The 19,362-nt window shown below is 66.2% G+C and carries 13 protein-coding genes; 7 read left to right on the top strand and 6 right to left on the bottom strand.

What is annotated here, in order from left to right; translation table 11 throughout:
• Window positions 1-10 precede the first annotated feature (10 nt).
• The 4 genes from IE243_RS01795 to IE243_RS01780 all read left to right on the top strand — a co-directional run bounded on the left by IE243_RS01795 (window position 11) and on the right by IE243_RS01780 (window position 7,336).
• A complete protein-coding gene (locus tag IE243_RS01795; protein WP_244642614.1) occupies window positions 11-2,113 on the top strand; it encodes a BapA/Bap/LapF family large adhesin in 2,103 nt (700 codons plus the stop codon).
• A gap of 374 nt (window positions 2,114-2,487) precedes the next feature.
• Window positions 2,488-3,909, top strand: coding sequence for a TolC family protein (locus IE243_RS01790; protein WP_191317611.1), 1,422 nt, complete (start codon window positions 2,488-2,490; stop codon window positions 3,907-3,909).
• Window positions 3,906-6,122, top strand: coding sequence for a type I secretion system permease/ATPase (locus IE243_RS01785; RefSeq protein ID WP_191317610.1), 2,217 nt, complete (start codon window positions 3,906-3,908; stop codon window positions 6,120-6,122). The genes IE243_RS01790 and IE243_RS01785 overlap by 4 nt, the downstream gene beginning before the upstream one ends.
• Window positions 6,119-7,336, top strand: a complete 1,218-nt coding sequence (locus IE243_RS01780) for an HlyD family type I secretion periplasmic adaptor subunit (protein ID WP_191317609.1) — start codon at window positions 6,119-6,121, stop codon at window positions 7,334-7,336. The genes IE243_RS01785 and IE243_RS01780 overlap by 4 nt, the downstream gene beginning before the upstream one ends.
• A gap of 114 nt (window positions 7,337-7,450) precedes the next feature.
• Here IE243_RS01780 and IE243_RS01775 read toward each other — a convergent pair whose 3' ends face one another.
• The 3 genes from IE243_RS01775 to IE243_RS01765 all read right to left on the bottom strand — a co-directional run bounded on the left by IE243_RS01775 (window position 7,451) and on the right by IE243_RS01765 (window position 10,665).
• A complete protein-coding gene (locus IE243_RS01775; protein ID WP_191317608.1) occupies window positions 7,451-8,416 on the bottom strand; it encodes a hypothetical protein in 966 nt (321 codons plus the stop codon).
• 51 nt (window positions 8,417-8,467) lie between these two features.
• Complete coding sequence (locus IE243_RS01770) at window positions 8,468-9,919, bottom strand: UDP-N-acetylmuramoyl-tripeptide--D-alanyl-D-alanine ligase (RefSeq protein WP_191317607.1); 1,452 nt, start codon at window positions 9,917-9,919, stop codon at window positions 8,468-8,470.
• Between the two features lie 350 nt (window positions 9,920-10,269).
• Window positions 10,270-10,665, bottom strand: coding sequence for a DUF488 domain-containing protein (locus tag IE243_RS01765; protein WP_191317606.1), 396 nt, complete (start codon window positions 10,663-10,665; stop codon window positions 10,270-10,272).
• A 180-nt stretch (window positions 10,666-10,845) separates the two neighbouring features.
• Between IE243_RS01765 and IE243_RS01760 the strand changes: the two genes are divergently transcribed.
• Window positions 10,846-11,733, top strand: a complete 888-nt coding sequence (locus tag IE243_RS01760) for a cation diffusion facilitator family transporter (RefSeq protein WP_191317605.1) — start codon at window positions 10,846-10,848, stop codon at window positions 11,731-11,733.
• A gap of 70 nt (window positions 11,734-11,803) precedes the next feature.
• Here IE243_RS01760 and IE243_RS01755 read toward each other — a convergent pair whose 3' ends face one another.
• Entirely contained in the window at window positions 11,804-12,601 is a 798-nt protein-coding gene (locus tag IE243_RS01755) for an META domain-containing protein (protein ID WP_191317604.1), read from the bottom strand.
• A 385-nt stretch (window positions 12,602-12,986) separates the two neighbouring features.
• Here IE243_RS01755 and IE243_RS01750 point away from each other — a divergent pair, with 385 nt between their 5' ends.
• Both IE243_RS01750 and IE243_RS01745 read left to right on the top strand, forming a co-directional pair.
• Entirely contained in the window at window positions 12,987-14,006 is a 1,020-nt protein-coding gene (locus IE243_RS01750; RefSeq protein ID WP_191317603.1) for an NAD-dependent epimerase, read from the top strand.
• A 175-nt stretch (window positions 14,007-14,181) separates the two neighbouring features.
• The gene (locus tag IE243_RS01745) at window positions 14,182-16,131 is read left to right on the top strand and encodes an SDR family NAD(P)-dependent oxidoreductase (RefSeq protein ID WP_191317602.1); all 1,950 of its coding nucleotides are present in this window, start codon (window positions 14,182-14,184) and stop codon (window positions 16,129-16,131) included.
• Window positions 16,132-16,453: 322 nt separating this feature from the next.
• On the opposite strand, the gene IE243_RS01740 is transcribed toward IE243_RS01745, so the two are convergent.
• A complete protein-coding gene (locus IE243_RS01740) occupies window positions 16,454-16,837 on the bottom strand; it encodes a hypothetical protein (protein ID WP_191317601.1) in 384 nt (127 codons plus the stop codon).
• Window positions 16,838-17,242: 405 nt separating this feature from the next.
• Complete coding sequence (locus IE243_RS23890) at window positions 17,243-18,664, bottom strand: translocation/assembly module TamB domain-containing protein (RefSeq protein ID WP_373301547.1); 1,422 nt, start codon at window positions 18,662-18,664, stop codon at window positions 17,243-17,245.
• Between the last annotated feature and the right edge of the window lie 698 nt (window positions 18,665-19,362).

Raw genomic sequence — 19,362 nt, 5'->3', positions numbered from 1 at the left:
GACCGCGAACGTGGAGCTCGTCCCAACGTCATCCGCCGTCGATCATGGCGATGCTTCGTACCTCGCTCTTGTCAGCCTGATCGGCATCGATTTGCGGCTTCTCAATGTCAATGCCGTCAACTTCTCAATTGACCAGGGGCATGAGCAGAACCTGTCGCTGGTCTATTCGCAGGTCATAGGCCTTGATGTGCTGGGCTCGACCAGCATCGTCGTCCAGAAACAGCAGGCCGACGGCTCATGGGCTTCTGTTGATGGCGGGAGCGACGGCACATTCCTGAACCTCAATCTGCTCGGCAATCGCGCAGAAGCCAGCGCGTCGCTGGGAGAGGGCGTATATCGCGCCTTTGTGGCGGTTAAGGACGTCGCGGGCATCAGCCTCCTCGGAAAGCTGTCGGTCGACGGCGTCGATCTGAACTACAGGGAGATCAGCGCCATCAACGCGCCGCCGGTCAACGGAAACGTCATGGAGAATGACGGATCCGCTGCCTTCCCCGGTCAACTGGTGACCAGGGTCAGCGCGAACGGAGGGGCCGCGCAGGACGTGCAAAGCGGGCCAGCGGGCACGGAGATTGCCGGGCAATACGGAACGCTCGTTATCCATCAGGATGGCTCGTACGTTTACAGGCCCAACGCCAGCACGGCCGGCGTCGGCAAGGTGGACGCGTTCACCTACACGCTCCACAACGCTGCAGCGAACACGGACAGCACGGCCGATCTGTATGTCCGCATCAACAGTGAGGGACAGGGTCTGGTGTGGAATGACAACGACTGGTCACAACCAGCCGTACGTGATTTCATGGCCAGCGATGACAGGGGCGACGCAGCGGTTACGTGGCGACATCCGGTCAACGACGACTTTTTCGTTGATCGCGACCCACTCGCCGCCCTGCTGGGTGTGCCGCGAACAGTCAACAGCGGCGTCTTCACCCTGACCAGCGACATGGCGGCCTCCGGAACCGTGGTGGTGTCCGTAACGGTGGCGGCCGCCGCAAACGGCTCGGTGACGATTGAAAAGGAGATGTCGCCCGGCAACTGGCAGCCTGTCAGTTCCAACGGCAGCTTCAACATGGTTGTCGGCCTGCTTGGTCCTGTGAAAACGATCAACATCGCAGACCTTGATCTGGGCCCTGGCAACTACCGCGTGCACACCAGCCTCACAGGTCTGGCAGGCGTCGTAACCATCGCCACGGACGTCAATGTCGCTCACACCAACCAGTGGGAGGTGGCTTCTGCCAGGGCGGCTGACGGCAACCTGTTCAAAAATGACGGCGATCTGCCGCTCACCGCGAAGTTGCAGGTAGATAACCACGGCGGCTTCGTCGACGTCGCCAGCGCGGGCGTGGTCATTGCCGGCGCCTACGGCAGCCTCACCGTCTACAGCAATGGCGGCTACCACTACCAGCCGCTCGCCAACCTGCCGCAGACGGCCGCCGGCTACACGGACGTGTTCCAGTACAGGATCGTCATGCCGGACGGCGCGGAGTCAGCAGCCCATCTCACCGTCAAGATCAATGGCGGTGGAGACACGCCGCTCGCCATCGCCAGCTTCGAGGCGCCAGCCGACGGCGGGGAGCACGTTCATGGGCTTGACGGGCGAACGGCTGGCATGGCCGCGCCAGCTCAGGAGGAGACCGCCGGAGCAAGGACGGCCAGAAGCGCTGAACCGGAAGCGACCGGAACTTCAGCCAACCCAGCGGAGCCGGAGCCCGTTCACGATGGCGGCGACCAGGCGTCTGATGCGTCAGCCACACAGGTTGCGGCCGCCCCTGACACGGTTCCCGTCGAACTGGGAGACGGAAACCACCAGGCGGACGCCGCCAATGGCTGTCACGACAACATGCCGGACCTGACGCTGGCGGAGGCTGGCGGGGATATCGGGCTTGATGGCCTCCGCCACATTCCCGAGGCGCCGGCGAGCGAGACGGCTGCGGAGCAGTCTCCGGACGGCGTGGCCGAGGCTGAAGGCAGCGTCGATGTCGCGGAGCCGCTGGTCTATTTCGCCGAAACGCCGGATGGCGCGACAGACGCCGAAGACGGCGTCGATGTCGAGGAACCGTTGGTCTACCTCGCCGAAACGCCGGACGACGACCAGATCCACCATCCGGTCGTGTAGCGCGGGTCCCGGGAGCGGTCGTCTCCCGTTGCCAACCAGGATCGGGCGGCGCGTGTCGCCCGATCGCCGGACCAGACTGTTCAGCCTGTCCCAACCAAAGCATGGCGCCGCCGCCCCCTCGCGGGCGACGGCGCCGCAGTCATCCGCCCCCGGCGCCGCCGCCTCATCGGGTTCCGGTTGAGCCCGGGCGGCGCAAGGCATGTCCAGAAAGGCCATGCGTCACGCCGGTCTGGGCATTGCGGGCCGCGGATGCGCCAGCGTCGCCGCGTCGTGCGACCTGCGGCCTGGCCGCCTGGCGATCATCGGCAGATCGAGCCGCGTTCCGGATTGACCATCGCTGGCGATGGCGATCCGTCGACCATGTGGAGTCCTGAATGAAATTGGCTGTACGCGTCGTCGGCGGCCGGACGTTCCGTTTCACCCGGCGCCGGGTTGCCCGGCGCGGAATTCCGCTTTGCCAGGCCCTGCTGTTTCAGACGCTCCTGGGCGCCAGCGCCTGCCTGGCGCTGGGCCCGCCCTTGCCGGCTGAAGCCGCGATGAAGAAAGCCCGCGCCCGGCCAGCAGGCGCCGCCGATATGGAAACCGTTGTTCGCAGCGCGGCAAAACATCACCCCGCCATCGCCGAAGCGACTGGCGTGATGCGTCAGCAGCAGGAGCAGATCGCCGTGGCGCGGTCCGGGTATTTTCCCAAAATTTCGGCTGGCGCCGGCAGCGGCGCCAGCGCGACCGGAAACCAGAACTGGCGCCCGGCGCTGAATATCTCAGCCTCACAGATGCTCTATGATTTCGGCAAGGTGTCGTCCGAGGTGAAGGCCGCGTCGGCCGGTGCGCGGGCCAGCGTCGCCCAGGTCGCTCTGACCACCGACAACATCGCCCGCGACGCCGCCCTCGCCTTCGTAGAGGCCCAGCGTTATCAGGCCCTGTTCGCGGTGGCCGTGGAGCAGGTGGCGGGCGTGCGCGCTATCGGCGATCTGGTCGGCCGGCGCAGCCAGGAGGGCGCCAGTTCCCTGTCGGACAAGGAGCAGGCGGAAGCGCGCATCCTGGCGACGGAAGCGACCCGCTATGAAGTGGAAGGCGAGCGCAGCCGCTGGCTGAGCAATGTCTCTTTCCTCTCCAGTCTGTCTGTCAGCTCGGTCGCCGCCAGCGCTCCGGCATGGCTGGGCAAATCCTGCGCCAGCGGCGAACTGGACTGGGGCCGGATACCCGCCGCCGTCCAGGCCGAGGAGAAACGGCGCCAGGCCATCGCCCAGCTCGATAACAGCAAGGCCCAGCTGTTTCCGACGATCGCACTCTCGGGCAGCGCCGATTACGACCCGTTTTACGAGCGCGAGCCAGCCTGGTCCTACAACAACAACACCAACACCCGCCGCTTCAACTATACCGCCGGCGTGCGCGTTTCCGGCAATCTTTACGAAGGCGGCGCCACCGAAGCGCGGCGCCGGGCCGCCGACTACGCCCTCACCGCGGCGATGGCGGCCGGAGCGGCGGTGCGCCTGCAGGTGCGACAGGGGCTGGCGCAGGCCCGCAGCCGCATCGGCGCCCTGGGCGCCCAGCACAAGGCCGCGAAACTGCGCGACGCGGCGATGATCAAGACACGCGATCTTTACCGGCAACAATACGTCGATCTGGGCACACGGACACTGCTGGATCTGCTCAATGCCGAACAGGAACTGTACACGGCCCGCTTCCAGGCCGTGAACATCACGCACGATCTGCGCCGGTTGCAGGTGGAATGCCTTTATAGCACTGGCATGACGCGCACTGCCTTCGCCCTCGGTTCGCAGGCTGAACCATGACCAAAGCCATCCAGCCAGATGCGGCCCCGCCGCCGCCCGCCACGGCGTTGCTCGACGCATGGATCGAAGCGCTCGCCCGCGTCTGTCGCGACTATGGCCTGGAGCCGTCTCTGCAACGGGCGCGGCTGGAGGCGCGCTGGCGGGGCGCCGCCAGCCAGGACGAAGCCATCGCCAACCTGGCGCGGAGCATGGGCCTGCGCCTGAAAGTCCTGCCGGAGCGCCGGCAGATCTTTGACAGCCAACGCCTGCCGCTCATCATCGAGCTGACCGACGGCCGTGTCGGGGTCATCAGCGGCATTGGCGCAGACGGCGTCGCAGAGGTGATTTTTTCTGGCGAAGATTCCCTGCCGGTTCTCACCCCCGCCCGGGAACTGGCGCCCCTGACGGCGCGCGCCGCCATGGCGCGGCCGGCCCGTCGCGTTCGCGACGCCCGGGTTGACGATTACATCCGGCCCTTTGAGGCGCACTGGTTGCGCCGCCTGGTGATTCGCGACTGGCGGCCATATGGTTATGTGCTCATCGCCTCGCTCGTCGCCAACACCCTGGGCCTGACCGGCATCGTCTTTTCCGGCCAGGTTTACGACCGGGTCATCCCGGCCGAGTCGATGTCGACCCTGTTCGTGCTGTTCTCCGGCGTGGTGCTGGCGCTGCTGTTCGATTTCATCATGCGGCGCATCCGCCATGAGATCATCGACCTGCTTGGCAAGGACGCCGACCGACGCCTGTCAGACGTGGTGTTCGGCCACGCCCTGCACGTGCGCAACCAGGCCCGGCCGCGCTCCACCGGCAGCTTCATCGCCCAGTTGCGCGATCTTGAGCACGTGCGTGAGCTGATGACGTCGACGACCGTGTCGGCCATCGCCGACCTGCCGTTCTTCTTCATGTTCCTGGCGGTCATGTGCTTCATCGGCGGCAAACTGGCGCTGGCGCCGCTGATCGGACTGGCGCTGATGCTGACGCCAGGGCTGCTGCTGCAGGGACGCTTGCGCAAGCTGGCGCAAACCTCCATGCGCGAGGCCTCCCTGCGCAACGCCATGCTGGTTGAGGCCGTGCAAGGCATCGAGGACATCAAGTCATTGCAGGCGGAACCTCGCTTTCTGCGGCTGTGGAACCACTACAACGCCGTCACCGCCGAGGCGCAGCTGAAGCTGCGGGCGCTGACCAACGGCATGTCGTCATGGGTGCATACGGTGCAGATGCTGGTCTACGCTGGCGTCGTGGTGCTGGGCGCGCCCATGGTGATCGCTGGTGAGATCACCACCGGCGGCCTGGTCGCCGCCTCCCTGCTCGGCTCGCGCATGATTTCGCCGATGGCCCACCTCAGCCAGGTGCTGGCGCGCCTGCAGCAAGCGCGCGTCGCCGCCGGCAGCCTTGAGGCGATCATGCGCCTGCCAGTGGATCATGCTCCGGAAGAAGCACGCGTGCATCTGCCGGCCATCGCCGGCGCCTATGACATGCGTGAGGTCGCCTTCCGCCATGGCGACGAGACAACGCCCATCGCGCTGTCCGTCAGCAAGCTGTCCATTGCCTCCGGTGATCGCATCGCGGTGCTTGGCAAGAACGGCGCCGGCAAATCAACCCTGCTCAAGGCCCTCGCCGGTCAGCTCGAAGCGGCCGCCGGCGAAGTCACGCTCGACGGCATTTCGCTGTCGCATATCGATCCGGCCGACGTCAGGCGCGATGTCAGCTACGTCGGGCAGGACGCGCGCCTGTTCCATGGCTCCCTGCGGGAAAACCTGATGATGGGCGCGCCAGAGGCCAGCGACAGCGAACTGGTGCGCGTGCTGGAGCTGACCGGCTCCCTCGCGTTCGTGCGACGCCTGCCCAGGGGGCTCGATCATCCCGTTGGAGAAGGCGGCGCCGGCTTTTCCCAGGGACAGCGCCAGTTGTTGCTGCTCAGCCGTAACCTGCTGCGCAACCCGCAGATCATCATTCTCGATGAGCCAACAGCCAGCCTGGACGAAACTGCCGAACGCGCCTTCATCGCGCAATTCGGCGCATGGTCAGAAGGGCGCACCGTCATTATCGCAACCCACCGCATGCGCGCGCTGGACCTGGTCAACCGGGTCATTGTCATCGACAGCGGACGCGTCGTCCTGGACGAGGGCAAGGAAGCGGCGCTGCGGCGGCTCACGGGCGTGAAGCCCGTGGCGCCGAAAACGCCGGCCACGGCGCGCCAGCCAGCCGGCGCTGAAGCGGGAGCAGACGCATGATCACCCGTGCGCTCGGGCTAGCGAGCCATTCCACGGCCGTGGTCGGCGGCCTTGATGCTGAACATGACGCGACGGACCTCAGGCTGACGCGCGCCACGCGGGTAGTCCGGGTGGTTTTGGGTCTGCTGGCGGCGTTCCTTGCCTGGGCGTCCGTGGCGGTTCTGGATGAAGTCGCGTCTGGCCAGGGCAAGGTGGCTCCGTCATCGCGCGAACAGGTGATCCAGTCGCTGGAAGGCGGCATTCTGGCCTCGTTGAACGTACGGCAGGATGACGTCGTCAAGCCCGGGCAAATTCTCGCCCAACTCGACCCGACCCGCACCGAGGCCAATGTCGGCGAAGCGGCCGCGCGTCTGCGGGCGGCCCAGGCCAGCGCCGCCCGGCTCACCGCCGAAGTCAACCTGACCGATCTCGGTTTCCCGGCGGAGCTGAACGCCTGGCCAGAACTGGTTCAGTCCGAAACCCGGCTCTACAACGCCCGTCGCAAGGCGCTGGACGAGTCCTCGCGCTGGCTCCGCCACGCGATGAACCTGGTGCGCAAGGAACTGGCGATCAGCGAGAATCTCCAGAAGGTCGGCGCCGCCAGCCACATCGACGTCATCCGGCTCAATCGCCAGATGGTGGACATGGAGCTGAAGCTCGCCGACCTCCAGTCCCAGTACATTGTTCGCGCACGCGAGGAGCTGGCCAGGGCCAATGCCGACGTTGAAGCGCTGCAATCGCAAATCCGTGGGCGCACGGACAGTCTTTCACGGCTGGTTTTCCGTTCTCCGGTGCGCGGCGTGGTCAAGAACATCGAGGTCACGACGCTCGGCGGCGTCATCCCGCCCAATGGCAAGCTGATGGAGATCGTGCCGCTGGACGACCAGTTGCTGATCGAGGCGCGCATCTCGCCGCGCGACATCGCCTTCATTCACGAAGGGCAGCGCGCCGTGGTGAAGATCACCGCCTACGACTACGCCATTTATGGCGGCCTTGAGGGCGCGGTTTCGAGCATCTCGCCGGACACCATCCGCGACGAGGTGCGCGCGGACCAGTTTTACTACCGGGTGTTCATCAAAACCAAGACCGACGCCCTGACCAATAGCGCCGGCAAGCGTTTCCCCATCTTCCCCGGCATGATCGCCACCGCCGACATCCACACGGGAGAAAAGACCGTGCTGCAGTATCTGTTGCGACCACTTAACCGGGCGCGTGAAGCGATGCGGGAGCGGTGACAGGGGGAAGGCCCTCCTTCCCCATTGAGACAGAAGCGCTCTTCCCGCTGATCCAGCGCCCACTTCTGACCTGGCATGGCTTCGCTGAGCCCCGGCGACGCCTCCCGCTGCAACTCACCACAAGGCGGCGCAGATTGCGCCATTGAACCTGTCCGACTTCTGTAAGGCTTCGGGCCAGTCATGCTCGGGAAGCCCCATGTCCGCCGCCGTCCGGCGGCTGAGACGCGCCAATGTCTCCAGGTCGGCGCGCACCCTGTCCCCGCCCCGATCGCCATTGACGGCCATGACCCTGAAACCGTTCCGGTATCTGGCTCCGCCAGCCGCCTCAGGCACGGAAGCGGTTACGCCCGCGGTTTCCCAGCGCACCGTCCAGAACGCGCTGGCGCCATAGCGCAATCGCGTTGCTTCCTGGCAGTTCGCCGGGGCGGCGCCAGCCAGTCGGGGTGGCGCCGCCCCTGCAAAAAAACCTTCGCTCCACCGCGCCATCCCCTCCAGCAGCCAGGGCGCCTTGAACATGGCGTAGCCGTACTGGAACAGGTGGAACAGTTCATGGGCTCCCGTGACATTGTGAGAAAAATCGAGGCGGTTGCTGACAACCGCCGCCAGTGAGCATGGCGCGCCGTCGCCTTTATCATCGGGCAGCCGCGTTATCTCGTCGAACGCCAGACCATTGCCGCGAGGCAGATCCATCACGAAAAACGTGATCGCGCGCGCGGCCTGGTAGCGCTTCTGCGCCAGGGGATCGGCCAGTCCCAGCCCGCGCCCATAAACCGCGCGCGCCGCGACAAGTTGCGTCATCAGATCGTCGATCACATCGGGAACGCCATTGCGCGCCCCATCTCGCTGGTCGGCCAGCGCATGAACGCCAGCCGAAGCCCAGCGTATCCGCAGATCACCGCGAACCAGTTCCCGATCCAGCAGGGCGTAGCGCGCCGGGAGCAACTCCCTGCAGCCCGCTTCCACACTGGTCCGATAAGAGGGCGTCGCTTCGCGCCCAAGGGACATGGAGCCAGACGCGGCGACCGCCGATGTGACCACAAGCGCGATGAAACAGCGCCTGCCATTCCAGCGCCAGGCCATGCCAACGCCTCCGTTCCTGCATGGTCGCCAATCCCGATGACGCCCTGGCGCTCACGCGCCGATGGAAATCCGACGCTCCCTGAGCGCCCGCACCAGCTCACTGAGCTTTGTGCCCGCCGAACTCTTCACCAGCAGCACATCGCCGCTCCGAAGCAACTCCCCAGCCCTTGTCAGCAGTTCAGGTGCGGTCGGCGCCCAGACGATCTCCGCCTTGTTTTCCAGGACATCGCGCAGAGCGGCCATCTGCTCGCCGCATAACATGATCAAATCGGCGGAGCAGGCCTCCACGTACGGCTTCAGACGCGCATGAAGGGCGGCGCTGTCAGGCCCAAGCTCCAGCATGTCGCCAAGGGCGAGCACGCGCCGCCCGCCCGCGACCGGCGGGCTGATTTCCCGCACAAGTTGCAGGGCGGCGGCCATGGAGGCGGGATTGGCGTTGTAGGCTTCGTCTATCACGCGGACCAGGCCATCGCCCGCTGGCACGTCAGTGACTTCGCCGCGTCCGCGCATCGGTCTGAACAGGGAGAAGAATGGCCCCGCTGCTTCGGCCGACGCGCCAAGGGCGTCCAGCACCGCGATGCATCCAGCGGCGTTGAGAGCCATATGTTCGCCTGGCGCGCCATTTCTGAACAGCAGCGGCCGCCCTCTCACCGACAGTTCAACCAGCTTCTCCGTGGGGATATAGTTGAGCAGGCGGATATCGGCGCCCGGGTGGCGACCGTAACCGACAATACGCAGTCCCGCCGCCCGCGCCGCGTTGGCGAAAATATCATACTGCGGCATGTCGGTGAAAATAACCGCCACGCCGCCCTGCTCCATGCCGCCGAAAATCAGCGCCTTGCGTCGGGCGATTTCATCGACATTGTCGTGATATTCCAGATGCGCCGGCGCGATGTTGGTGATGATCGCCACGTCTGGCCGGACCAGCGCCGCATTGCGGCTCATGCCGCCAATGGCCATTTCCACCACCAGGGACGATGCGTTGCGCGGCATGGAGGCAAGGTTCCATGCAATGCCAATTTGCAAATTGGCGCTGGCGCGGGAGCTGCCTGTCACGCCCCAGAGACCCAGGACGTGGGAGAGCATGGCGACCATGGTGGTCTTGCCGGCGCTGCCGGTGACGCCAACGATCCTGGCTGACGTTGTCTGACGGGCGTAGCGGCCCATGGCGAGCACGGCCGCCCGCAGATCATCCACCCGCAATTCATACCCGACGCCGGGCACGGAAGGCGCGTCCCGTTCAAGCACCACGGCCTGCGGGATGTAGGGCAGACGGGGCACAGAAGATGGAGCAACGCCCGTGGCCCCCTTGCCCCGCACGACAACGACGTCGCCCGGCTGCATTTCCGGCGGGTAGATGCAGACGCCCATGGTCCTCCAGCCAGGCCCCGGACCATTTTCCGCCCATTGGCCGCCCATCCCGGCCGCCAGTTCGGCGGCGCTCCAGCCCCGCCGCTCCACAGCGTCGCCCAACGGCTGCAGACCAATATCCTGAAATGTCACGAAAGCCTCATCTGAACGCGACCACACAAGGCGTGACCCCACTGCCCACGCGCCCCGCGGACTTCACAGCCAGCGGTCTGGTCACATGGAATACATGCGCCAGGCTCCGGCCCGAACGTCGGCTTACAGCCTAGCACCAGCATGGCGTCCGACGCGCGCCGGCGGCACTCCGTCACATGGTTGTGAAACGGCGCCGCGAAGCCGGTGGACAATCCGGACGCAAGAAAATCCGGGGCTCATGGGAAGCGCCCGGCACTGGCTATGGAACGTCAAATATCCCTGAAACATCAACGACTGTGAGCGCCCCGTTCATCCGGACAGTGGTTTGCCAACGCCATCCGCAGCCCGGTTCAGTCAGCCTGTTTGCCTCCGTCGCCTGCGGCAACGCCCATGAGACTGGTCCGCAAATAATCCGCCAGCACCACCGCCTGATTGTGCGCCGGATCATGCGCGGCGTAGAGCAGCGTCACCGGCCCATGTTTCAGGTAATCGGCGATCTGCGCCACGGCGGCGTGATTGGCGTCGAGTTCGGCCTGGTAGCGGAAGGTGAATTCACCGAACAACGCCGGATCGTGGCAGAACCACTTGCGCAATTCCGGGCTGGGCGCGATCTCTTTCATCCACAGGGTGAGATGCGCATCCTCCTTGCGGACGCCGCGCGGCCACAAGCGATCGACCAGGATGCGCGCTCCGTCCGCCTCGCTGGCGGGTTCGTAGATGCGCTTGAGCCGAATATCTGGCGGCATGACGATCTCCCCAACACCCGCATGGTCCGGAAAACAGGGTGAACCCGGCCCCTGGATGAAGTCCAGCATGTCTGTCCACATGTCGCAACTGCAAGCAATTTGCATTTAAAAACCATGGAGTTGCCGTCCGTCATCCGATCGCCTAAACCCCAGGGCTCCAGCAACGCCGTCGGAATGGATATGAACAGAACCCTGCAGATCGCGATCGGCAGCCTGGCCGTGGGGCTGGTGGTTCTGGCGCTGAAGCTGCTTGCCTGGCGCGTGACCGGCTCCGTGGCGCTTTACTCTGACGCCATGGAGAGCATCGTCAATGTGGCGACGGCGCTGGCGGCGCTGGCGGCCGTGCGCATCGCCTTGCGGCCAGCGGACGCCAACCACCCTTATGGGCATCACAAGGCGGAATATTTCAGCGCTGTGATGGAAGGGGTGATGATTGTCGTCGCCGCCCTGCTGATCCTGCACAAGGCCTGGCAGGGGTTCCTCGCGCCGCAGCCGCTGGACGCTCCCCTGGAAGGTCTGGCGATCAACGCCGCAGCCGGCGTCCTCAACGCCATCTGGTGCTGGGTGCTGATCCGTGAGGGCCGCAAGCTGCGCTCCCCGGCTCTGGAGGCGGATGGCCGCCATCTGTTCACCGACGTCGTGTCATCCCTCGGCGTCATCGCTGGCGTGGCGCTGGCCGTGGTCACCGGCTGGCTGGTGCTTGATCCACTGCTCGCAGCGCTGGTGGCGCTCAACATCCTGTGGTCAGGCTGGAAGGTGACAAAGGAATCCATGAGCGGCCTCATGGACGAAGCCGCGCCCAACGACATGCTGGCCGCCATTCGCGGCGTCATCTCCCGCGAGGCGATCGGCGCGCTGGAAGCCCATGACGTGCGCACCCGGGTCGCCGGGCGCGTCACCTTCATCGATTTTCACCTGGTGGTGCCTGGCGACTCCACGGTTGAAGCCGCTCACAGCATTTGCGACCGGATCGAGGCCGCCCTGAAAGACGAGGTGCCGGGAGCCCAGATCACCATCCACATCGAACCCGAGCACAAGGCCAAACACTGCGGCGTCGTGGTCGTCTGAGAATCCCTCACGCCACGCGAAGACACTGATGCATCCCCATCTGCCCGGGCCATAACCCAATGAGCCGGACTCACCGGTTTTTGGTCTCATCCGCAGTCAATCGCATCACCACGCGGTTGGAGCCATCGAGCAGGAGCAGCTTTCGCGGCTCATCCTCCACCCGAAAACCGCGAACCAGACCAAGCGCCTCATGGAAACGGCGCTCCTGATTCATTTGCGCCGGCGGACAGGCCATCATGGTGGACGCCATGCGGCTGAACACAATGCGTTTGCCTTTCACCCGCGCCGAACCGCCCATGCCATTGCAGCCGCCATGTCCGGAGACGCGACCATCCGGGGCGATCTCCAGCACCGACTGCACCCGCTCCGCCACGCCCCCGCCAAGAATGTCCTCCGCCACCCAGCGGCCCCACGGCTCAGCCGGCGCGCGCGGTTTGCCGGCGGCGCCGGCGCGCACGACCTGGATGGTGAAGGGCCCGGCGTCGCCAGGCGTCCAGGCATGAACCGTGTCGTTAATGAACATCAGCTTGCCGCGATTGTCGCTGATGCGCGCCTGCAGGGCGTAGCGCCGTCCCCGCCCCAGCCTGCGGCTATCGACGCGCAGGGTGAAGGGTATCGGGCTGCCGGCGAATTTGCCGACCTGGGCCGTGGCCAGCACGCGGGCGGGCGCGTCAGCCAGCGAAATGTCGACCAGTTGCACCTCAACGCGAACGCCGCGCGGCAGAGCCATGCGCTCGCGATAGACCACCTCGCCGCGCAGCGTGACCGGCGCCGCGGACGCCTCCCCCGACAGCAGCGCCACCCCGGCGACCAGCGCCCCGAGGGACAGATCGCGACGGCTTAAAAGGTTTCGCGCAAATTTCGACAACTTGACCTCCGTGTCCGTCCTGCGCCGGGGCTGGTCCACAAGGCCGGACTGCCCCGCCGCCCATCGGTCTGATGGCGCCTGATCTCCATTTCAATCTTCATGGAGAACGCCGGCTTCGCAGCCAGCCGCATACGCGTGGGCCGTCGCCACGCACAAGCGAAGCCAGTTCCAGACGTCTGTTCCAGGCGTTTGTGCGCCAGAACCGGCGGTTGAATGTCGCCGGGGGCCTGGCCGGCGTCAACCAGCCCGCAACGAGCGGCGGCCTTCATCCAGCGCGCCGTGTGAGCGAGCGCACCCGGGGGGCTGGCCAACCGGGGCCAGCAATGGCATCACAGCAGCGCGCGCCGGAGGGAAATCGCGCGCATCCGGAATGGAGCGCGGGAACATGGACAGCCAGGAAACGGTTCTGGTCACCGGAGCCGCCGGCTTTATTGGTTTTCACCTGTGCCAACGCCTGCTGGCGGAAGGCCGGCGCGTGGTGGGGCTGGATACGCTCAACGATTATTATGATCCGGCGCTCAAGCGGGCCAGGCTGGAGCAACTGACGCCGTCCGGCAATTTCAGCTTCAGCCAGACCGATATCGCCGACGCGGCGGCGTTGACCGATGTGTTTCGCGCCGGCAAACCGGCCATCGTCGTCAATCTGGCGGCGCAGCCCGGCGTGCGCTATTCGCTGCTGAACCCCGACGCATACACGAGATCGAACCTCGTCGGCTTCCAGAACCTCCTGGAGTGCTGCCGGCATAACGGCGTGCGCCACCTGGTTTACGCCTCGTCCAGCTCGGTTTACGGCGCCAATCGCACAATGCCGTTCTCGGTCAGCCAGAACGTCGATCATCCGCTCAGCCTGTACGCCGCCACCAAAAAGGCCAACGAGCTTTCCGCCCATGCCTACAGCCACCTGTTCGGGTTACCGACCACGGGGCTGCGATTTTTCACAGTTTATGGGCCGTGGGGGCGTCCTGACATGGCGACGTGGCTGTTCGCCGAGGCCATCGCCACCGGCAAGCCGCTGCGTCTGTTCAATAACGGCGACCTGAGCCGCGACTTCACCTATGTCGACGACATCGTTGAAGGCGTCGTGCGCCTGCTCGACCGACCCGCCCGGCCTGATCCGCAGTGGAGCGGCGCGGCGCCTGGGCCTGGCAGCTCCTCTGCCCCCTGGCGCGTCTACAATATTGGAGCCAACAGTCCGACTGCGGTGCCGCGCCTCATCGCGCTGCTGGAAGAGGGCCTGGGCCGAAAGGCCCAGATCGTGCTGGAGCCAATGCAACCAGGCGACGTGCCCGCGACATGGGCCGACACCGACGCCCTGCAGGCGGCGATCGGTTATGTGCCGGCGACGCCGCTGGAAACTGGCGTCGCCCATTTCGTCGCGTGGTTCCGCCGCTGGCGCAACCTTTGACCAGCATCGCCCGCAAGCCCTGCATCCGCCCTGGTATGGCCGCGAAAACCATTTCTCACCGGGTGGACGCGTGATTTGACGTGCGCCGGGCGCCATCGCCGGTTTCGTGCGCGCGCATCATGTTCTATGTCGTACAGCACAGTTTCGCCGTTTGTCGGCGCATCCGGGGAGCACCATGGCGTCGCGACGCGCGATCAGGACCATCCTGCTGAACCTGACGGCGGATCTCGTCGTCACCGCTGGCGCGACGGCGCTTGCCTTCTTTCTGCGGTTTCAGGACCAGCGTCTTGGCGTCTATCTGCATGATCTGCCGCTGATTCTGGCCGGCGTGCTGCCGGTGGCGGCGCTGGTGTTTCTCGCGGTGCGCCTGCCCCAGTCGAAGTGGCGCTTCACCTCGCTGCCGGACATCATCAAGATCGCCAAGGCGTCGCTGGCCCTCTCGCTGGTGCTGCTGGTGTTCGACACCGTGGTGTCGCACCCCGATCTGCTCGGCAAAAACTTTTTCGGGCGCGGCTGGATTCTGCTGTTCTGCCTGCTGGAAATGCTGCTGCTGGCTGCGCCGCGCGTCGCCTACCGGGCCCTTAAGCAGCGACAGCTCACCTCGGCCTCCCCGGCCAGCAAGCGCGACGCCGCGCTGATTTTGGGAACCGGCATCGAGATCGAAGCGATCCTGCGCGGCATCGAGCAGGGCGCCCTGTCGCGGCTGCGCCCGGTCGGCGCCCTCAGCCGCCACGGCGCGGACGCCGGCCAGTCGATCCGCGACATTCGGGTGCTCGGCGGTTTCAACGACCTGGCCAGCGTCATGCAGGGCCTCGCCGCCCGCGACCAGGCCCCCGCCATCGTGGTCATGGCCCCCTCGGCCCTCGCCGACGAGGTCAACCCGGGGACCATCCTCACCACCGCCCGCCGCTTTGGCGTGGAGGTGCTGCGCACCCAGGGACTGGACGAAGGCGCGCAGAACGTTTCCGCCCGGCTCGCGCCCATCTCCATGGAAGACCTGCTGTTGCGCCCGGCGATCAGCATTGACGAGGCCACCATCACCTCGCTGGCGGCGCACCGGCGCATCGCCATCACCGGCGGCGGCGGCTCCATCGGCGGCGAACTGGCCCGTCGCCTCGCCCGCTTCGGCGCCACGGATATCCTGATCCTGGAAAATTCCGAACCGGCGCTGCACGCGATTCTCGAAGACCTGGGCCGGGTCCCGGGCTGCAACCCGGTCGGCCGCATCTGCGACGTCCGCGATCGCGACCGGCTGTTCGCCATTCTCGGTGAATACCGGCCGCAGATCGTCTATCACGCCGCCGCGCTCAAGCATGTCCATTACCTGGAGAAGGACTGGAGCGAGGGCGTGCGCACCAACGTCTTCGGCGCCATGAACGCCGCCGACGCCGCCATTGCCTGCGGCGCCGAAGCCTTTGTGATGATCTCCACCGACAAGGCGGTGAAGCCGGTGTCGATCCTCGGCGCCACCAAGCGTCTGGCGGAAATGTACGTTCAGGCCAAGGACGCTGAACTGGCGGCGCGCAACGGCGCGACCAGCGATCCGGAGGCGGCGCGCCTGACGCGTCTTGTCGTGGTGCGCTTCGGCAATGTGCTGGGCTCAAACGGTTCGGTCGTGCCCAAGTTTCGCGAGCAGATCGACAAGGGCGGGCCAGTCACCGTCACCCATCCGGACATGGTGCGGTTTTTCATGACCATCCCGGAGGCCTGCGATCTGGTGGTTGTGGCGTCGTTCCACGCCATCGACGACCCGGACAAGGGCACCTCGATCTATGTGCTCAACATGGGCCGGCCGGTCAAAATCCTCGATCTGGCCACGCGCATGATCGAGATGGCCGGCTTGCGACCCAACGTCGACATCGACATCGTGTTCAGCGGCATGCGCCCCGGCGAGCGTCTTGAGGAAATCGTGCTCGACGACGGCGAAGCCACCCGCGACGTCAACCTGCCAGGCATTATCGCCGCCGACCCAAGCTTCCCGGATATCAATGAGCTGGAACGTTGTCTGGACGCCCTCGCCGGAGCGGTGACGCGCGGCGAAAAATCCAAGGTCTACGGCGTCATCCACACGGCGCTGCCGACCTTCCCGGCGACGCCGGAACTGGCCCCTCAAGCCGCTTCCTGAGCCCGGCCTCCTGAGCCGCGCCGCCTCTTGCCAACAGGTGGCGCGCGCTCATCATTGTGGCCGCGCGCCTGACGTCAGGCCCGCTCCGGCCAGTGACGCAGCGGTCCGCCCCCGAACGGTCCACGGCCAGCCAGGCGCAAATACGCGAATGCCCGCGACACGCGCGGGCCCAATGCGTCAGCGATGACCGAAAACGCTTACATTCCCCTGGAGCCATCCCCGATCTACATGGATCGGGGATGGCTCCAGTTTCCCTTGTTTTGAGCGAATTCTGATCGACCAGACGATTCCATCTGGTCGGAAAGCGCTCCGGGCAGCGGCGTTAGTAGCCGTTGTAATTCCGGGAATTGGCGACGCGGCGGCCATTGGCTCCAACCTCGGCCTGCTTCACGTCCTCGCCAATCAACTCGTAAAGCTGCGCGTCGGTGATCAGCGTACCGGCGAAAACCCCGCGGCCATCGGCTGCGGCGCCACAAACGCACGGTCCGGCGGACGCCGTCACGAACACGCGGCACCAGCGATGCAACGCCGCCGCGCTGAAACAGACGTTGCGCGGCGCGCCGAGCGGGTCATTGTACCGGGTGATCGCCCCGGGAAAATTCCAGGTCGCATTGGCCTGGTATGCGGGAAGCGACTGCGCCGAAGCCGCAGAAGCGACCGGGACCGCCATGCCCGCGACCACACAGAAGATCGCCCAACGCTTCATCCGTCGCTCCCCAAACACCGCGCCATGTTTCCAACTGCCTGCAGGCGTCGGACGCTCCCTGCGGGCAGGATAACAATCCGGGTCCCTGCTTCGGCCGCGAGCGCCGGAAGCTGGCCGGTTTGCCCGCCGATTTTCCCGAAGCGCCGCCTCTGACGGCGCTTCCCGCAATCACGCGGCTGGCAAATCAGCGCTTCACCAAATTGTGAAAACCTGGGGACAATAGTAGCGCGTCAACGGACCGGCAACATTTATTGCCGGCCGCCAGAAATTTCTGAACGCAAAACTGGCGAACCCATGACCTGGGGACCCGCTCCTTACGTGAGCCTCCTGCCCGGAAGCCCGACGCCGGCGGAAGGTCGCCGCATGCAAAACGCGATGGCGCCCCGGCAGCCGCCGTCGCGGCGATCAGTATTCCCACTCGGCGCCGATATTCACCGAGGTGTTGCCGGTCGCCCCAACGAGACCCTGAACGCGGATGTGACGCGTGACGTTGACATTGACGCCAAGGCCAGTGGTTTCCGGCGAGGTGCCCGGCTTGACGCTGAAACGGATGCGCTTGCCGAGCGCCCGGCTCGCCCTGGCCAGGAAGCCCTGGTTGCTGTCGCCGTCCATGTCCGAGCCGCCGAGGCCAAGGGTCCGGCGCAGACTGTCGAATGCGCTGTCGCCGTCGCCCGAGAACTGGGCGGCGATCTGCGCCAGTTGCAGCGCCTCAAGACCGGACAGTTCGCCAGCCGACTGACCGAACAGGATGCGCGAGATCACCTCTTCCCTGGACATCGCCGGGCTGGAGCTGAAATCAAACGCCGGATCGCTGGCCGGACCGGATATCTGGATCCGCGCCGTCACGCCGCCGGCGATGGTCTCGGCGATGAAATCCAGTTCCGGGCTCAGCGAGCCGCTGAATGTGACCTGGCCCCGGGTGAAATCGAGCGTCTGCGAGCCAAGATCGAAGCTGCCGCTGCGCATGGTGAAGCCGCCCGTCGGCGCCGGCGCCGACATGGTTCCGGCGATGCGCAACTGGCCGCCCAGCACCGCGTTGATGCCCCGCCCGCTCACCTGAATCGTGTTCTGCGACGTCACAACCAGATCGAGAACCGCGTCAAACGGAGCGGAGCGGGCGCCCTGGACGCGGACGCGCTGCTCGAGCGCGAGGCGCGCCTTCGCCTGTGGGGTCGGCGCGATTTGCCAGACGTTGGCCAGCGGACGCAGCGAACCGGGCAACTGGTTGGGGACACTGATATTGAGCGAGCGGATGCTGATGGTTCCGCCAATGCGCGGCCGGGAGGCCAGCGGCCCGGCTGCGGTCATGTTCAGGTCGACAGCGGCGCGCGCCATGCCATCGTTCATCAGCAGGGCGTTGGAGCCGGTAATCCGGAACGAGCCGGGAAAACCGGCGGCCGGGTCCACCCGCACATTGCCGGTGACGGACAGGGAGCCGCCATTGGGCGTGGAGGCGGCGATGCGCTGCACGACGATTTCCTGGCCACGCGCGGTAATCTGGCCGTTGATATTGGTCAGGCGCACGCCGGTGACAGCGTCGGAGAAAGCTCCGCCAGACAACCCGCCGCCGCCGGTTATCTGCGGGTGCGTCGCCGAGCCGCCCACCCGGATGTCGAGGTTGGCCGCGCCCGTGAGACGCCGGCCAGCCGGCGCGAGCTGGACGTTGGCCACGCCCAGATCCACCCGCCCGCGGACGCCCACGTCAAGGCGGCCGCCCGGATCAAGCGGGGCGCTACCGGATATACGCAGATCAGCGACCCGGCCGGCTGTCACCGTCGCATTCAGCGAGGTGCGCCCGGCGCCGTCCAGGACGCCGCTGGCGGTCATTGTCGCCGCCGGCAGGCCGGCCGAGCGCGCCGCTGCGGCCGAGACGCCAGTCAGATTGATCCGCCACCGCCCGGAAGGCGCCAGCGACGTTCCCTTGACTGTCGCCTCGCCCTCCAGCACGCCTGCGAGGCCAAGGCCTGGCGAGAAAATCTCGGCGACGGACAGCGGCACGGCCCTGGCGCCAATGTTGAGGTCCAGCGTCCTGCCCACCCTGCCCTGGGCTGTCAGCCGCCCACTGCCCAGCGCCACAGCCAGCTGGCGGATATCGACGCCGCCATCCACGACGACGAGGCTCGCCGGCCCGGCCAGGGCGATGCGGTGCGCGCCACGACGCGCGGTGAAACTGGATACGTCGACGCGCGTCTGGTCCCCCGGCGTCAACCGCGCCTTCGCGTCCAGATCGAAGCCTGCGGCCACCGCCGCCAGGGTGATGTCGGTGGCGGCGCCGGCGCCGCGCGCCTCCAGCCGGGCGCGGGACATGGGCTGGCCGCCGACGACGGCATTGTCGATATTGACGAAGCCATCCGCAGAGGGCCGGCGCAGAACGTCATTGGCCCGCAGATCGGCGTTCAGGCGATCCGCCCTGATGTCGCCAATGCGCATGCGCGCGCCATCCGCCCGCACGGCGACATTCTGGCCGCCATCGACGCTCTCCAGGGTCAGGTCGGCGTTGAACTGTCCGGCGAGCTGGCGCAGGG

The organism is Camelimonas fluminis (assembly GCF_014656355.1).
In the GTDB taxonomy this organism is placed as follows: domain Bacteria; phylum Pseudomonadota; class Alphaproteobacteria; order Rhizobiales; family Beijerinckiaceae; genus Camelimonas; species Camelimonas fluminis.
Note: the sequence above shows the minus strand (reverse complement) of the source record. Positions and strands in the feature narration are given on the sequence as shown.

Bases quoted from the DNA above. Each gene is read 5' to 3' on its own strand.
- IE243_RS01780 (WP_191317609.1), top strand. From the start codon at position 6,119: ATGATCACCCGTGCGCTCGGGCTAGCGAGCCATTCCACGGCCGTGGTC.
- IE243_RS23890 (WP_373301547.1), bottom strand. From the start codon at position 18,664: ATGACCGCCAGCGGCGTCCTGGACGGCGCCGGGCGCACCTCGCTGAAT.
- IE243_RS01740 (WP_191317601.1), bottom strand. From the start codon at position 16,837: ATGAAGCGTTGGGCGATCTTCTGTGTGGTCGCGGGCATGGCGGTCCCG.
- IE243_RS01745 (WP_191317602.1), top strand. From the start codon at position 14,182: ATGGCGTCGCGACGCGCGATCAGGACCATCCTGCTGAACCTGACGGCG.
- IE243_RS01785 (WP_191317610.1), top strand. From the start codon at position 3,906: ATGACCAAAGCCATCCAGCCAGATGCGGCCCCGCCGCCGCCCGCCACG.
- IE243_RS01760 (WP_191317605.1), top strand. From the start codon at position 10,846: ATGAACAGAACCCTGCAGATCGCGATCGGCAGCCTGGCCGTGGGGCTG.
- IE243_RS01790 (WP_191317611.1), top strand. From the start codon at position 2,488: ATGAAATTGGCTGTACGCGTCGTCGGCGGCCGGACGTTCCGTTTCACC.
- IE243_RS01750 (WP_191317603.1), top strand. From the start codon at position 12,987: ATGGACAGCCAGGAAACGGTTCTGGTCACCGGAGCCGCCGGCTTTATT.
- IE243_RS01765 (WP_191317606.1), bottom strand. From the start codon at position 10,665: ATGCCGCCAGATATTCGGCTCAAGCGCATCTACGAACCCGCCAGCGAG.
- IE243_RS01775 (WP_191317608.1), bottom strand. From the start codon at position 8,416: ATGGCCTGGCGCTGGAATGGCAGGCGCTGTTTCATCGCGCTTGTGGTC.